The sequence below is a fragment of the Arthrobacter sp. TJ-238 genome, from assembly GCF_058269215.1.
This window is the reverse complement of sequence record NZ_JBZCNH010000003.1, coordinates 131,172-146,338: the sequence shown is the minus strand read 5'-3', so window position 1 is coordinate 146,338 and position 15,167 is coordinate 131,172. Positions and strand designations below refer to the sequence as shown.

Sequence of the window (15,167 nt, the reverse complement as noted above, 5' to 3'; positions counted from 1 at the left end):
GTCAGCGGATGCCCTGCGAGTCGAGGATGGCGTCCTCCTCCTCCTCGGAGGAGGGTCGACGGCGCGGGCGGACCGGCCGGTCGGGAGCCGTGCCGTCCCGCTCCGCGTCGCTCCTGCGCTGCATGCGCGCGGCATACCCAAGCCCGACGAACGCCAGCACACCGAACGCAAACCACTGCATGGAGTAGGAGAGGTGCGCGCCCTCGTCGATCGAGGGTTTGGGTGCCGCGACGGGCGTCTCGGCCGCCGCCGGCCGCTCCAGGGCGAGCAGGCCGTACGCCGCGTCCTGCACCGGGTAGTCGAGCCTCCCGGCGAGGGCGGGCAGGTCGATGGAGGCCACCTGGCCCTCGGGGGCGCCGCGGTTGACGGCGGGCTCGCCCGGCTTCGTCCTGGCCGTGACCTCGACCCGGCCGGGCGGCGGGGCGGGGATGGTGTCCGGACGTCCGGCCTCGGCGTTGCCTATGGGCAGCCAGCCGCGGTCGATGATGACAGCCGTGCCGTCGTCGAGCCTCAGTGGTGTCAGCACCTCGTAGCCCGGCTGCCCGTTCAGCGGGCGGTTGCGGACCACCACCTGGTTCCCGACGTCGTAGGTCCCGGTGAACGTGACGGGCGTCCACTCACGGCTCGGGTCGTAGCTGTCGAAACCGTTCGTCCCGGGCACGTAGCGCGCGGGGGCGGCGTCGTAGTTCGCCTCGATCCGCTGGATGTTCTGCACGACCTCTTCGCGCCGGTCGAGCTGCCAGCGGCCGAGGCCCACGCAGCCCGCAGCGATCACGGCCACCACGGCGAGCCAGCCGAGCCAGCGCGCGGAGAAGAGGAAGCGGTACACCTATCGGGTCTCCATCGGTCGATCTGCGGTCAGGGGGAGGGTCTGCTTCCAGAGGCCGCGGTCCCGCAGGTACTCCTCGAACCATGCCACGTGGTCCGGGCACGACGCCCACGCCTTCCGGCGCTCGGGCGTGTGGATACGCGGGTTGTTCCAGAGCAGCTGCCACTCGGCGTCGTTCCGGCAGCCCTTGCGCGAGCACACCGGGGCTTCGCCGGCCGTCCGCCGGGGTGCGGCGAACAGCGCGAGACCGGCCGTCGATGCGGGTGCGGGTCCCGGGAGCGGCGATGCGTCACGCATCGGGCGTGCCGCGGCCGGCGGCGTGGGAGCCGTGCTGCGCCGGGTTCGGCGCGTCGTCGATGATCTCGCCGCTCAGGACGTCCTCGCCGTCGTCCGGGTCGGAGGAGAGGACCTTCGCCTCGATCTCGCGGACGGGGGCGCGGTCGATCAGCGCGTCGCTGTGCCGGATGTTGCTCGTGTCACTGCCGCCGTTGGCCACGATCACGGCGAAGTACGGCAGGAACACCGCTCCGGCGATCATGACCCACTGCAGCCACACGTAGGGGACCACGAAGACCAGGACGAAGCAGACGAGACGGATGCTCATCGACACCGTGTACCTGATCATGCGCGTGCGCATCTCGTCGCTGTGACCGACACGAGCGTCGGAGATGCTGTGGACGTCTGTGTTGTGCTTCGATTTGTTGCTCATCACACTCCAAAAAGACTCCCTCAATTGTCTCACTCCGGGTCCCGTTCCCGAAGTCGAGGGATGCGCCGCTAGGATCGTCTTCGATAGTTTGACGGGAATGGCGTGGGCCGGTCCCGGCCCACAGACAGAGGAGTTTCCCCTTGGCACCTGGTGCAGACAGCACACCGACGGCGACCGGTCGGAGCGTCCTGATCACGGGCGGCAACCGGGGCATCGGCCTTGCTATCGCAAAGGTATTCGTAGCCAACGGCGACAAGGTTGCCATCACGTATCGAAGCGGCGAAGTGCCCGAGGGCATGCTCGGCGTCAGGGCCGACGTGACGAGCGAGGAGCAGATCGACGCGGCCTTCACGCAGGTGGAGGCGGAGCACGGCCCGGTGGAGGTCCTCGTCGCCAACGCCGGCATCACGCGGGACGTCCTGCTCCTGCGCATGACCGAGAGCGACTTCACCGACGTCATCGACACCAACCTCACCGGGGCGTTCCGGGTGGTCAAACGCGCGTCCCGAGGCATGATCCGACTCCGCCGCGGCCGTGTGATCCTGATCTCCAGCGTCACGGGGCTGTACGGCGCCCCGGGCCAGATCAACTACTCCGCCTCGAAGGCCGGCCTCGTCGGCATCGCGCGTTCCCTCACGCGGGAGCTGGGCTCGCGGGGGATCACCGCGAACGTGGTCGCCCCCGGCTTCATCGACACCGACATGACGGCGGAGCTCCCGGAGGAGACCCGCAAGAGCTACCTCGCCACCATCCCGGCCGGCCGCTTCGCGTCCCCGGACGAGGTGGCCGGCGTCGTTTCCTGGCTTGCCGGCGACGCCGCCGCGTACATCTCCGGCGCGGTCATCCCCGTCGACGGCGGCCTCGGCATGGGCCACTGACGCCCCGCCCGAACCGGCACCAGTACCGACACCAGTACCAGCACCAGTCCTGATTCTGAGCAGAAGGAGCACCATGGCCACCCTCGAGGGAACCACAGCGATCGTCACCGGATCGTCCCGCGGCATCGGCGCCGACGTCGCGCAGCTGCTCGCCGGGCAGGGCGCGGCAGTCGTCGTGAACTACCGGCAGAAGGCGCCGCGCGCGAACAAGGTGGTGGCCGGCATCGAGGCGTCCGGCGGCAGGGCCGTCGCCGTCGGCGCGGACCTGACCACGCCCGAGGGGCCGGCGGCGCTGGTCGACGCCGCGGTGACGACCTTCGGTGGGCTCGACCTGCTGGTGCTCAACGCCTCGGGCGGCATGGAGACGTCGATGGGGGAGGACTACGCCCTCCGCCTCAACCGCGACGCGCAGGTCGCCATGCTCACGGCCGCCGTCGAGGTCATGCCCGCGGGTTCCCGCGTGGTCTTCATCACGAGCCACCAGGCGCACTTCATCGAGAAGGTGGAGACGATGGACGCCTACGAGCCGGTGGCACGCAGCAAGCGGGCCGGTGAGGACGCGCTGCGAGCCCTCATCCCGCAGCTCGACGCGAAGGGCATCTCGCTCGTCGTCGTCTCCGGCGACATGATCGAGGGCACCGTCACCGCGACCCTGCTCGACCGCGCGACCCCGGGCGCCATCGAGGCCCGCCGCCAGGAGGCCGGGCGCCTCTACTCGGTCGCCGAGTTCGCCGCCGAGATCGTCCGCATGGCGACCGCCGATGTCCCCACCGGGCACACCGAGTACGTGGGCGGCGCCCAGGACTTCCTGGCCAAGGGCTGACCCACCGGCGCCGTCGGGCGACGACGGCGCCGGTGGGCCCGGTGGAGGGGTTCGCCAGGGCAGCGGCGCCGTGTGCGCCACCTGGACGATGCTCAGAGGCCGGAGAAGTAGCGCACCACGTCGAGGTCGGGCAGGTCCAGCGCGGCGTCGGACGCGGCCCTCACGGCGGGTTTCGCCCTGAACGCCACACCGAGTCCCGCCGCCGCGAGCATGTCGAGGTCGTTCGCGCCGTCGCCCACGGCGATCGTCGCCACCAGCGGCACACCGGCGCTCCCGGCCTCGGCGCGGAGGACGCGTTCCTTCTCGCGGCGGTCGACGACGGCGCCGGCCACGCGGCCGGTGAGCACACCGCCATCGATCTCCAGGTCGTTCGCCCGCGCGAAGGAGAGGCGGAGGCGGGCGGCGAGAGGTGCCAGGACCTGGGAGAAGCCGCCCGAGACGACGCCCACCCGGTGGCCCGCGTCCAGGTACGCCGAGACGAGCTGCTCCGCGCCGTCGCTGAGTTCGATCCGCGCGACGACGTCGTCGATCACCGATGCGGGCAGGCCTGCCAGGGCGCGGACGCGGTGGTGCAGGGACTGGGCGAAATCGAGGTCGCCGCGCATCGCGGCCTCCGTCACGGCTGCCACCTCGGCCTCGCGCCCGGCGTGCGCGGCGAGCAGTTCGATGACCTCCTGCCTGATGAGCGTGGAGTCGACGTCCATGATCAGCAGCTTCGGGCCGGGTGCGTACACCGCAGCCGGGACGAGGGCCGCGCCGATTCCGGTCGCCGCGCTCCAGCGGGCGAGGCCTACGCGCACCGGGGAGGACGTCCCGACGGGGAGATCGACGTCGAGGGTCAGGACGTCATAGGTCGCCGCCGCCGCGGCGGATGCATCCCGCACACCGGCCCCGAGCCCGCCGAGGGCCGCGGCCAGGTCGTCGCGGTGCCCGTCGTCGAGGTGCCGCGCGTAGGCGACCACCCTGGCCTGGTCCGGCATGTGCCACTCCTGTCCGCTCTGTGTCCGCGCTGTGTCCGCGCCGTGATCGGCGTCGTCGTCCCGTACCCGCGCGGCCGCCTCCGGGGCGGGACGGTCGGGGCGGGCGGCCGCCGCCCGCAAGGCCCCACGGTTTCGCCATGGGGCCGTTTCTTAGCCTAGTGTCTAGGACCATGTGCAACGTTCTGGAACTGGCGGGAGTGAGCCTCGTCAGGGGCGGCAAGACCCTGCTCGACGACATCGACTGGCAGGTACGGGAGGGCGAGCGCTGGGTGGTCATGGGCCCCAACGGAGCGGGCAAGACCACGCTGCTCCAGCTCGCCGGAGCGCGCCTGCATCCCACGCGCGGCGTCGTCGGGATCCTCGACGAGGTCATGGGCGCCGTCGACGTCTTCGAGCTGCGGCCGCGGATCGGCCTCGCCTCCGCAGCCCTCGCGTCCCAGGTGCCGGACCACGAGACCGTCCTCGACGTCGTCGTCACCGCCTCCTACGGCGTGACCGGGCGCTGGCGCGAACAGTACGAGCGCCTCGACGAGCGCCGGGCCTTCCGCCTGCTCGACGCCTGGGGCGTGTCCCGGTTCCTGAACCGCCGCTTCGGCTCCCTCAGTGAGGGGGAGCGCAAGCGCGTGCAGATCGCCCGGGCCCTCATGGCCGACCCGGAGCTGCTGCTCCTCGACGAACCCGCCGCGGGCCTCGACCTCGCCGGCCGCGAGGATCTGGTGAAGCGGCTCACCGAGTTCGCCCGCGACGAGGACGCGCCCGCGATGGTGCTCGTCACGCACCACCTCGAGGAGGTCCCGCCGGGATTCACGCACGCGCTGCTGCTCCGCGACGGCGCCGTCGTCTCCGCCGGACCGATCGGCGAGGTGCTGACCGAGGAGAACCTGGGGACCGCCTTCGACGTCGCCCTGAAAGTCACCGAGGAGAACGGCCGCTACAGCGCCGTCGCCCGGGCGTGAGCACGGCCTCCTGCACCCGCGCGGCGGACCAGGCCGGCCGCTGATGCCGCTCGTCGAGCTCCATTCGGCCGACGATCCGCGGATCGCCGACTACCGGAACCTGACCGACGTGCAGCTGCGCCTGGCACGCGAGCCCGCCGAGGGCCTGTACATCGCGGAGAGTTCCAAGGTGCTGCGCCGCGCAGTCGACGCCGGCCACGCACCACGCTCCTTCCTCCTGGCGCCGAAATGGCTGCCGGACCTCGAGGACGTCCTCGGGCGGTTCCCGTCGGTGCCCGCCTTCGTCGCGCCGGAGGCGGTGCTCGAGGCCATCACGGGGTTCCACCTCCACCGCGGCGCCCTGGCAGCGATGCAGCGTCCCGCACCGCTCGCGCTGGACGAGATCCTGGCATCCGCCCGGCGCGTCGCGGTCATCGAGGACATGGTGGACCACACCAATCTCGGCGCCGTGTTCCGGTCCGCCGCCGCGCTCGGGATCGATGCCGTGCTGGTCAGCCCGCGCAGCGCCGATCCGCTCTACCGGCGCGCGGTGCGCGTCAGCATGGGCAGTGTCTTCCAGGTGCCGTGGGCCCGGCTCCGCTCCTGGCCGGAGGACCTCGCCGCCGTCCGCGCCGCGGGGTTCACGCTCGCGGCCCTCGCCCTGTCGCCCGGCGCGGTGGCGCTCGGCGCGTTCCCCGCCCGGGACCACGAGCGGCTCGCCCTGCTGCTCGGCACCGAGGGGGACGGCCTCACGGTCGCGGCCCTCGCCGAGGCCGACGTCGCCCTGACCATCCCGATGCACGGGGGCGTGGACTCCCTGAACGTCGCGGCGGCTGCCGCCGTCGCCTTCTGGGAGTGCCGGTACGACAGCACGGCAGGAACGAGGGGCACCGCCGCGGTTTAGCGGCGGTGCGGCTCCTGGGCTAGTATTGGTAGCTGGCGCTGACGCCAACCTTTCCATCCCCCGTGCCTGGCAAAATCCAGGCAACCAGAGAAGGTAGTCCCGTGAAGTCTGATATCCACCCCAAGTACCAGTCCGTCGTGTTCCGCGACCTGGCCTCCGACAAGGCGTTCCTGACCAAGTCCACGGTCGGCTCCGCCAAGACCATCGAGTGGGAAGACGGCAACACCTACCCCCTCATCGAGGTCGAGATCTCCTCGGAGTCCCACCCGTTCTACACGGGCAAGCAGCGCATCATGGACTCCGCCGGTCGCGTCGAGCGCTTCAACGCCCGCTTCAAGGGCTTCGGCGCCAAGAAGTAGTCCAGCTCCGCACAGGGCACGAGCCTGTTCTCGAGGAAAAGCCACGCCCACCCGGCGTGGCTTTTCCCGCTTAAGGCAGCCCCTGACGGCATTCGGTACGACACCCGGCAAGACATCACCCATCACGACACCGATGCGCCCGGCGGCGGGCGGCACGGAGAGGTCCGGCAATGACCCAGGAACGCGGCACGTCCCGCCTGCACGGTGAGTTCAAGACGCCCGGCGGCAAGCTCACGGCCGTGGACCTCTCGGTCCGCGACGGGCGCCTCGCCGACGTCTCCGTCAACGGCGACTTCTTCCTCGAACCCGACGAGGCACTCCTCGACATCAACGCGGCCCTCGAGGGGCTGCCCGCCGACACGGCCCCCGGGGAACTCGCCGCAGCCGTCACGGCGCGCCTGGACCCGTCCGCCGTCCTGTTCGGGTTCTCGCCCGAGGCGATCGCCACCGCCGTCCGTCGCGCGCTGGGCCGGGCCACCGGCTTCGCCGACCACGTGTGGGAGATCATCCCGCCCACCCCGCTGACCACGGCGATGCACGTCGCCATGGACGAGGTCCTCACGCACGACGTCGGCACGGGCGCCCGCAACCCCGTCCTGCGGTTCTGGGAATGGCAGTCGCCCTCCGTGGTGATCGGCAGCTTCCAGTCCATGCGGAACGAGGTGGATCCCGACGGCGCTGCGCGTCACGGCGTCACGGTGGTCCGGCGGATCAGCGGCGGGGGAGCGATGTTCATGGAGCACGGCAACGCCATCACCTACTCCCTCTACGTGCCCCAGTCCCTCGTGGACGGCATGAGCTTCGCCGACTCCTACCCCTTCCTCGACGCGTGGGTGATGGAGGCCCTGCAGGAGCTGGGCATCTCGGCCTGGTACCAGCCCCTCAACGACATCGCCACCGAGCTCGGGAAGATCGGCGGTGCCGCGCAGAAGCGGCTCGCCAACGGCGGCATGCTGCACCACGTGACCATGAGCTACGACATCGACGCGGACAAGATGCTCAAGGTGCTGCGCATCGGCAAGGAGAAGATGTCGGACAAGGGGACGCGGAGCGCGAAGAAGCGCGTGGATCCGCTGCGCCGCCAGACCGGGCGGACCCGCGAGGAGATCATCGACGTCCTGATGTCCACCTTCCGCCGGCGCTACGGCGCCGTGGACACCACCCTGTCCGAGGACGAGCTCCGCCGGGCCGGCGAGCTCGTGGAGACCAAGTTCGGCACCGACGAGTGGCTCTACCGGGTGCCCTGAGCCTGGGCCCTCAGCGACCGCACCAGGTGGTCGCGCTCCTCGACGATGATGCGGCCGAGCGCCGCGGGCGCGTCGGGGTGCTCGGCGAGCCATGCGTCCGTCCGCACGACGACGGGGTGCCGGTCGGGTGCGCCGTCGAGGTCCTGGTGCCCCGGATACAGCCCGCGGACGATCCTGCTGGCCATCTCGATGCCGCGCGTGGCCCAGACCCCGCGCACGGCCTCGAAATAGGGCTCCTCGTACCGCCCCAGGAGATCACGTGGACCGATCATGAAGCCCTCGATCGCGGCGCCGAGCAGTTCGTTGGACAGCCGCTCGCCCCGGACGGCCTCCGCCCAGGTGGCCTGCTTGATGGCGGCGTCGGGGACGGCGGCCGAGGCCAGGGTGAAGCCCACGCGCCCCGACGCCGTCGGGTCCTCGCTGCGCTGCGCCTCCAGCTCCCCGGGGCGTACCCGCTGCTGCGCGGCGAGGCCCTGGAGCAGGAACCAGCGCAGCTCGGCGTCGAGGCGCAGGCCGCCGATCACCTCGTCGCCGTCGAGCACGGACCGTGCGACGTCGGCCGCGCGCGGAGCGGTCCGGGCGGCGTCCGCGAGCGCACGGGCCCACGCGAGCTGCAGGTCGGACCCGGACTCCGCGGCCCGGAGGCCGGCGGCGAGGAAGTCGCTCAGGCGGTCGCGGAGCCCGGCCCGGCCCTCCGCGGGGGCGAAGCGCTCCACCGCGGTCCGCGCGTTGGCCAGCAGGACCTGCAGCACGCCGACGCCGGTCTCCGCCGGGGCCGCGAGCATCACGGCGTCGAGGTAGGACGCCGCCGGCATGCCCGCGTCCCGGGTCGAGGACCACAGGGCGGTGAGGCAGGTGGCGCGGGCGAGGGGGTCGCGCAGACGGTGGATCGACGCCAGGAGGGTCGCGAGGGACCGGTCGTCGAAGGAGACCTTCGCGTAGGTCAGGTCGTCGTCGTTCACCAGCAGCAGGTCGGGCTGCGCGGCACCGGCGAGCCCCGGCACCGGCGTGCGGCCGCCCTCGACGGTCACGGCCTCGGTCGCCGAGCGGACCAGCCAGCCGTCGTCGTCGAACGAGTACAGCCCCAGCCGGATCCGGTGCGGCCGGGGCTCGTCCCGCCCGGTCACCGGGTCGACGGCGTCCTGCACGATGGTCACCCCGCGGAGGACACCGTCCTCCGCGGTCACCTCTGGGCGCAGCGAGGGGACACCCGAGGTCTCCAGCCAGGCGCGGGACCAGCCCGCGAGGTCCTGGCCCGTCGCGTCCGCGAGGACGTCGAGGAGATCGGCGAGCGTCGTGTTCCCGTACTCGTGCCTCCGGAAGTACTGCCGCGCGGCGGAGGTGAAGGCGTCCCGGCCCACGAAGGCCACCAGCTGCTTCAGTACCGAGGCGCCCTTGGCGTACGTGATGCCGTCGAAGTTCTGCTTCGCCGCCTCGAGGTCCGGGATGTCGGCGACGATCGGGTGCGTCGTCGGGAGTTGGTCCTGCACGTACGCCCAGGTCTTCCGGCGGTTCGCGAAGCTCACCCACGAGGTCTCCCACCGCGTGGCCTCGGCCACCGCGAGGGCGCCCATGTAGTCGGCGAAGGACTCCTTGAGCCACAGGTCGTCCCACCAGGACATCGTCACGAGGTCGCCGAACCACATGTGCGCCATCTCGTGCATGATCGTGTTCGCGCGAGCCTCGCGCTGTGCCTCGGTGGCGGCGGACTGGAACACGTAGTTCTCCGTGAACGTCACGAGTCCCGGGTTCTCCATGGCCCCGAGGTTGTACTCGGGCACGAACGCCTGGTCGTACTTGCCGAACGGGTAGGGGTAGTCGAAGAGGTCGTGGAAGAAGCCGAGGCCGCGCCTGGTGGTGTCGAAGATCTCCGGGGCGTCGAACGACGGCGCCAGGGACCGGCGGCAGTAGAGGGCGAGCGGCACGACGAGCCCCTCCGCCGACGTCCCGGACGCCCCGGTCCACACGTCGGTCTCCCGGTGGTACGGGCCGGCGAGCACCGTGGTGATGTACGTCGAGATGCGCTCGGTCGGCGCGAACGTCCACCGCGCGGTGTCGGCGGCCCCGTCCGTGGCGTCCGTGGCCCCGGCGGCCTCCACGGCCTCGACCGCTTCTTCAGTGCCGTTCGAGGCGACCGTCCAGTCGGCGGGTGCGAGGACGCTGAAGGAGAAGGACGCCTTGAGGTCGGGCTGCTCGAAGCACGCGAAGACACGCCGGGCATCGGCGGGCTCGAACTGCGTGTAGAGGTAGGTCTCGCCGTCCGCGGGATCCACGAACCGGTGGAGCCCCTCACCGCTCGAACTGTAGCGGGCCAGCCCCTCCACCCTCACCGTGTTGCGTGCGGCGAGGTCGTGCAGCGCCACCCGGGCGCCGTCGGCCGCCGCAGGGTCCAGGGCCTGCCCGTTGAGTTCCAGCGCCGTGACGTCCCCGATGAAATCGAGGAACGTGGAGCTGCCCGGCTGCCGGCAGGAGAAGACCACGGTGGTCACCGTGCGATAGGTGGCGGCCTCCGGGTCGCGCGCCGCGGAGAGGTCCAGTTCGACGGCGTAGCTCTCGGTCCGCAGCAGTGCGGACCGGGCGGCCGCCTCGTCGCGGCGCAGATTCTCGTTCTCCATCCGGCCATTCAATCACGCAGACGGGACGCGATGTTTCCGGCGGATTAACTGCTCGTGTACCGGTGTGTGCGCGTGTGTACCGAGGGGTGATCCATGGCACTGTTGTCCCATGTCCGAGCTTTTCGCTGACTATGCAGCCGCCGCCCGCAAGACGCCCGCGTTCGATGAGATGTTCGGCGCCGGGCAGCTGCCGCGCACCGAGTACGGCCAGGTCGCCGCAGCGCTGGACGAGCTGAACCTCGCGGCCGTCACGGCGCGGGCCGACTCGATGGCCCGCACGTTCCTGGACCGCGGCGTCACCTTCGACTTCGCCGGGGAGGAGCGGCCCTTCCCGCTCGACATCGTGCCGCGGGTCATCGCCGGGGACGACTGGGACGTCCTCGAGCGCGGTGTGGCCCAGCGCGTGAGGGCGCTCGAGGCGTTCCTGGACGATGTCTACGACAGGATGGCGGTCGTGTCCGACGGCGTCATCCCCCGCCGGCTGATCACCTCCAGCGCACACTTCCACCGCGAGGTCGCCGGTTTCGCGCCCGCCGGCGGGGTCCGCGTCCACATCTCCGGGATCGACGTGGTCCGCGACCAGCAGGGCACCTTCCGCGTGCTCGAGGACAACGTCCGCGTCCCCAGCGGCGTCAGCTACGTGCTCGAGAACCGCCGAGCCATGGCCAAGGGACTGCCCGAGGCGTTCGGCCAGCAGCGCATCCGCCCCGTCGAAGAGTACCCCCGCCGCCTGCTCGCCGCCCTCCGGAAGACCGCACCCCCCGGTGTCGAGGACCCCACCGTCGTCGTGCTGACGCCGGGCGTGTTCAACTCCGCGTACTTCGAGCACACGCTGCTCGCCGGTCTCATGGGCGTGGAGCTCGTCGAGGGACGCGACCTGATCGTCCGCGGGAACCGCGTCTACATGCGGACGACGGCGGGGGAGCAGCGCGTCGACGTCATCTACAAGCGCATCGACGACGAGTTCCTCGACCCGCTGCAGTTCCGCGCGGACTCGGTGCTCGGGTGCCCGGGGATCGTCAACGCGGCGCGCGCGGGCATGGTGACCATCGCGAACGCCGTCGGCAACGGCGTCGCCGACGACAAGCTCGTGTACACCTACGTGCCCGACCTCATCCGCTACTACCTGGGCGAGGACCCGATCATCGCGAACGTGGACACCTACCGGCTCGAGGACGCCCCGGCCCGCGAGGAGGTCCTCGACCGCCTCGACGAGCTGGTCGTCAAGCCCGTCGACGGCTCCGGCGGGAAGGGTCTCGTCATCGGCCCGGACGCCACGAGGGCCGAGCTCGAGACGCTCCGCGCGAAGATCCTCGAGGACCCGCGCGGCTGGATCGCGCAGCCCGTCCTGCAACTCTCCACCGTGCCCACGATGTCCGGCGGGCAGTTCAGCCCCCGCCACGTGGACCTGCGCCCCTTCGCCGTGAACGACGGCGAGGACGTCTGGGTGCTGCCCGGCGGCCTCACCCGCGTCGCCATGAAGGAGGGTTCCCTGATCGTGAACTCCAGCCAGGGCGGGGGGTCCAAGGACACGTGGGTGGTCGACGGGGAGGTCCGCGCGCCGGTGGACGGCGCAGCGCCCCCGGAGCGCCCTGTCGTGACGGTCCGCGAGCGCACCAGCGTCTGGCCGATCGAGACCAACTGGCAGGACAAGCAGTCGGAGCAGCAGCAGCAATGACGACCCCCACCACCGACCTACGGGAAGGCAGCACCCATGCTCAGCCGCATCGCTGAATCCCTCTTCTGGATCGGCCGCTACGTCGAACGGGCCGACGGCACGGCGCGCATCCTCGACGTCCACCTCGAACGGCTCAACCAGATGCCCCTGCCCCAGCAGCGGGAGACCTCCCGCCAGCTCATGGGGGTCATGGGCAGCAGGCCCGAGAAGGAGGACGCCGACCTGTCGGATCTCCTGCAGGCCCTCGCCTACGACCGCACGAGCGCCACCTCCATCGCCGGCGCCCTGGGGGCCGCACGGGAGAACGCGCGGCGGGCCCGCGAGACCGTCTCGAGCAGCGTCTGGGAATCCCTGAACACCACCTGGTACGGGCTGACCCAGCACCGCAAGGACGTCGTCGGCACCTACCGGTTCTGCCACTGGGTGGTGGAGCGCACCGCCATGGTGCGCGGGCTCTCGGACACCACCATGAGCCACGACGAGTCCTGGCAGTTCCTCGTGCTCGGACGCAGCCTGGAACGGGCCGACATGACCGCCCGGATGCTCTCCACCCACGACGTGCATGCGGCGGGCCTCTCCTGGGTCAACATGCTGCGCTGCGCGGGCGCCTACGAATCCTTCCTGCGGACGCGCCGGGCGTCCTTCGGCGACCAGCAGGCCGCCGAGTTCCTGCTGCTGGACCGCCTGTTCCCGCGCTCGATCGTCTACGCGCTGAGCGACGCCGAGAAGTGCCTGACGCAGCTGAACCCCGCGTACCAGCGCGTCGGCTTCATCAACGACGCGAGCCGCATTGTCGGGCAGGCGCGGACGTTCCTGGAGTTCCACCAGACCCGGGACCTGATGTCCGAGCTGCCCGAGCACATGGACCGCGTCCAGAAGGCCTGCGCCAGGGCCTCCGATGCCGTCTCCCGCACCTATTTCTCCCAGGCCGACGAGCTGTCCTGGGTCGGAGAGGTCTCATGACACGCCTGCTGATCGAACACCGCACCGGCTACGACTACCTGCGCCGCGTCTCGCTGTCCTACAACGAGGCGCGCATGACGCCGCTCACCGATCCGCAGCAGGTGGTCCTCGAGTCCACGCTGAAGGTCAGTCCTTCGAGCGCGGCCGTCGCCGCCTACCGGGACTACTGGGGCACCCGTGTCACGTCCTTCGACGTCCACGTGCCGCACGAGCACCTCGAGGTCACCGCCGTCTCCACCGTGGAGGTGAGCCGGATCGAGCGTGTGCCCGGTGAGGGTGACATCCTCTCGTGGCAGGACCTCGCCTCCCCGGAGATCTCCGACGCGCTCGCGGACTGGCTCGGCCAGACCGCCCTCAGCGAACCGGGCGAGGAGGTACGGGACCTCGTGACGGGTGTGGCACGCGGCCTCGACCCCCACGAGGCCGCACGGGCCGTGTTCGGCTGGCTGCGCACGCAGATGGACTACGTCCAGGGCGCCACGGGCGTGCAGACGAACGCCCAGGACGCCTGGGCGGAGCGCAAGGGCGTGTGCCAGGACCTGGCCCACGTGGCCATCGGAGCCCTGCGCAGCCTCGGCATCCCCGCCCGCTACATCTCCGGGTACCTGCACCCGCGGCGCAGCGCCGGCATCGGGGAGACCGTCGCCGGCCAGTCGCACGCCTGGGTGGAGTGGTACGACGGCGAGTGGCGGGGCTGGGACCCGACCAACAGCGGACCGGTCAGCGACTTCCACGTCTCCGTGGCGCGCGGCCGCGACTACCGCGACGTCTCACCGCTCAAGGGCATCCTGTCCGGCGGCGGAGGCTCCACGCTCAACGTGACCGTCTCGATCACGCGCGTCGCGTAGCAGCGCTGCCGGGCCTGCCCGGCGGTGTGTCAGGCGGTGTGTCAGGCGGCGTCCCAGCTGACGTCTCCCGGACGGACAGGAGGCCCCGGCGCACCGCCGGGGCCTCCTGTCCGTCCCGTGGAACGTGGTCCCCGTCAGTCAGTGGCGACGGTCTGGCCCTTGCTGACGATCGTCAGTCCCGAGTCCGTCACGGAGAACCCGCGGCGGCGGTCGAGTTCCGGGTCCACCCCGATGGTCGCCCCCGCAGGGATCCGCACGTTCTTGTCGATGATGGCGCGCCGCACCACGGCCCCGGGTCCCACGTTGACCTTGTCGAGGAGGACGGACCCGGTGACCTCGGCGGATTCCGCGATGTAGACGTCGGTGGCCAGCACGGACTTCCGGACCGCTCCACCGGTGATGACCGCGCCCGCCGAGACGATCGAGTCGTGGGCCTCGCCCGGCTGCCCCGAGGAGCTGCGGACGAACTTGGCCGGTGGTGAGACGCTCTGCCGCGTGTAGATGGGCCACTGCAGGTTGTAGAGGTTGAACAGCGGCAGGGGCGAGATGAGGTCCATGTTGGCGTCGTAGTACGAGTCCATGGTGCCGACGTCGCGCCAGTACTGGCGGTCGCGGTCGGTGGCCCCCGGGATGTCGTTCGTCGTGAAGTCGTACACCGCGGCGTCGTTGCGCTCCACGAAGTAGGGGATGATGTCCCCGCCCATGTCGTGCTTCGTGTCGAGCCGCGCGGCGTCGTCCTCGAGCGCCTTCACGAGGGCGTCCGTCGTGAACACGTAGTTGCCCATGGACGCGAGGAAGCTGTTCGGATCGTCGGGCAGTCCGGGCGTCGTCGCCGGCTTCTCGACGAACGCGGCGATCCGGCCGGGATCGTCCTGCGCCGTCTCGATCACGCCGAACTGGTCCACGAGGTTCATCGGCTGGCGGACGGCGGCGACGCTGACGGACGCCCCGCTCTTCACGTGCGCGTCCACCATCTGTTCGAAGTCCATGCGGTAGACGTGGTCCGCGCCGATCACGACCACGATGTCCGGCTGGGCGTCGTGGATGAGGTTCAGGGACTGGTAGATGGCGTTCGCGCTGCCGAGGAACCAGCTCTTGCCCCGGCGCTGCTGCGCCGGCACGGAGGCGATGTAGTTCTGCAGCTGCGTGGACATCCTCCACGTCTCGGAGATGTGCCGGTCGAGGCTGTGGGACTTGTACTGGGTGAGCACCACGATCTGCAGGTACCCCGAGTTGACGAGATTGGACAGCGCGAAGTCGATGAGGCGGTAACTCCCGGCGAACGGTACAGCCGGTTTGGCCCTGTCCGCGGTCAACGGCATCAGCCGTTTGCCTTCTCCGCCTGCCAACACCACGGCAAGTACTTTCTTCGGTGCCACTTCTGACCCCCCGCTCTTCC

General features: G+C 70.9%; 15 protein-coding genes. 9 read left to right on the top strand and 6 right to left on the bottom strand.

The window, feature by feature from the left end; genetic code table 11:
* Position 1: 1 nt before the first annotated feature.
* Genes AC4D2O_RS06800 through AC4D2O_RS06790 form a run of 3 tightly spaced genes read right to left on the bottom strand, consistent with a single transcriptional unit; the run spans position 2 to position 1,538 of the window.
* Positions 2-829: an SURF1 family cytochrome oxidase biogenesis protein gene (locus AC4D2O_RS06800; protein WP_490906052.1), complete on the bottom strand. Its 828-nt coding sequence runs from the start codon at positions 827-829 to the stop codon at positions 2-4.
* Complete coding sequence (locus AC4D2O_RS06795) at positions 830-1,126, bottom strand: hypothetical protein (protein ID WP_490906051.1); 297 nt, start codon at positions 1,124-1,126, stop codon at positions 830-832. It lies immediately after the preceding gene.
* Positions 1,119-1,538, bottom strand: coding sequence for a DUF3099 domain-containing protein (locus AC4D2O_RS06790; RefSeq protein ID WP_490906050.1), 420 nt, complete (start codon positions 1,536-1,538; stop codon positions 1,119-1,121). Before AC4D2O_RS06790 ends, AC4D2O_RS06795 begins: the two co-directional genes overlap by 8 nt.
* Positions 1,539-1,678: 140 nt before the next feature.
* On the opposite strand from AC4D2O_RS06790, the gene fabG reads away from it, so the two are divergent.
* Complete coding sequence (gene fabG, locus AC4D2O_RS06785) at positions 1,679-2,416, top strand: 3-oxoacyl-ACP reductase FabG (protein ID WP_334209831.1); 738 nt, start codon at positions 1,679-1,681, stop codon at positions 2,414-2,416.
* 73 nt (positions 2,417-2,489) lie between these two features.
* On the top strand, positions 2,490-3,239 hold the full coding sequence (locus AC4D2O_RS06780) for an SDR family oxidoreductase (RefSeq protein WP_490906049.1): 750 nt from the start codon (positions 2,490-2,492) through the stop codon (positions 3,237-3,239).
* A gap of 92 nt (positions 3,240-3,331) precedes the next feature.
* Here the strand turns inward: AC4D2O_RS06780 and serB are convergent, their stop codons facing one another.
* Entirely contained in the window at positions 3,332-4,219 is an 888-nt protein-coding gene (gene serB / locus AC4D2O_RS06775) for a phosphoserine phosphatase SerB (protein WP_490906048.1), read from the bottom strand.
* A gap of 170 nt (positions 4,220-4,389) precedes the next feature.
* Here serB and AC4D2O_RS06770 point away from each other — a divergent pair, with 170 nt between their 5' ends.
* The 4 genes from AC4D2O_RS06770 (at position 4,390) to lplAB (ending at position 7,664) form a co-directional block, all read left to right on the top strand.
* The gene (locus AC4D2O_RS06770) at positions 4,390-5,175 is read left to right on the top strand and encodes an ABC transporter ATP-binding protein (protein ID WP_490906047.1); all 786 of its coding nucleotides are present in this window, start codon (positions 4,390-4,392) and stop codon (positions 5,173-5,175) included.
* Between the two features lie 43 nt (positions 5,176-5,218).
* Positions 5,219-6,058: a TrmH family RNA methyltransferase gene (locus tag AC4D2O_RS06765; RefSeq protein ID WP_490906046.1), complete on the top strand. Its 840-nt coding sequence runs from the start codon at positions 5,219-5,221 to the stop codon at positions 6,056-6,058.
* A 101-nt stretch (positions 6,059-6,159) separates the two neighbouring features.
* A complete protein-coding gene (locus AC4D2O_RS06760; protein ID WP_104051131.1) occupies positions 6,160-6,417 on the top strand; it encodes a type B 50S ribosomal protein L31 in 258 nt (85 codons plus the stop codon).
* A gap of 170 nt (positions 6,418-6,587) precedes the next feature.
* Positions 6,588-7,664 carry a lipoate-protein ligase LplAB gene (gene lplAB / locus AC4D2O_RS06755; protein ID WP_490906045.1) on the top strand — a complete coding sequence of 359 codons (1,077 nt, stop codon included), beginning with the start codon at positions 6,588-6,590 and terminating at the stop codon, positions 7,662-7,664.
* Here lplAB and pepN read toward each other — a convergent pair.
* The gene (gene pepN, locus AC4D2O_RS06750; RefSeq protein ID WP_490906044.1) at positions 7,649-10,279 is read right to left on the bottom strand and encodes an aminopeptidase N; all 2,631 of its coding nucleotides are present in this window, start codon (positions 10,277-10,279) and stop codon (positions 7,649-7,651) included. The two genes, lplAB and pepN, sit on opposite strands and share 16 nt — an antisense overlap.
* 109 nt (positions 10,280-10,388) lie before the next feature.
* Here pepN and AC4D2O_RS06745 point away from each other — a divergent pair, with 109 nt between their 5' ends.
* From AC4D2O_RS06745 to AC4D2O_RS06735, 3 genes are read left to right on the top strand one after another with little or no spacing between them, the layout of a single operon-like run.
* Positions 10,389-11,957: a circularly permuted type 2 ATP-grasp protein gene (locus AC4D2O_RS06745; protein ID WP_490906043.1), complete on the top strand. Its 1,569-nt coding sequence runs from the start codon at positions 10,389-10,391 to the stop codon at positions 11,955-11,957.
* Positions 11,958-11,993: 36 nt separating this feature from the next.
* Positions 11,994-12,920 carry an alpha-E domain-containing protein gene (locus AC4D2O_RS06740; protein WP_490906042.1) on the top strand — a complete coding sequence of 309 codons (927 nt, stop codon included), beginning with the start codon at positions 11,994-11,996 and terminating at the stop codon, positions 12,918-12,920.
* Positions 12,917-13,768 (top strand): transglutaminase family protein, encoded by an 852-nt coding sequence (locus AC4D2O_RS06735; protein ID WP_490906041.1) that lies wholly within the window; start codon positions 12,917-12,919, stop codon positions 13,766-13,768. The genes AC4D2O_RS06740 and AC4D2O_RS06735 overlap by 4 nt, the downstream gene beginning before the upstream one ends.
* Positions 13,769-13,902: 134 nt before the next feature.
* Here the strand turns inward: AC4D2O_RS06735 and glgC are convergent, their stop codons facing one another.
* Positions 13,903-15,147 (bottom strand): glucose-1-phosphate adenylyltransferase, encoded by a 1,245-nt coding sequence (gene glgC / locus AC4D2O_RS06730; RefSeq protein ID WP_490906040.1) that lies wholly within the window; start codon positions 15,145-15,147, stop codon positions 13,903-13,905.
* Positions 15,148-15,167: the final 20 nt, after the last annotated feature.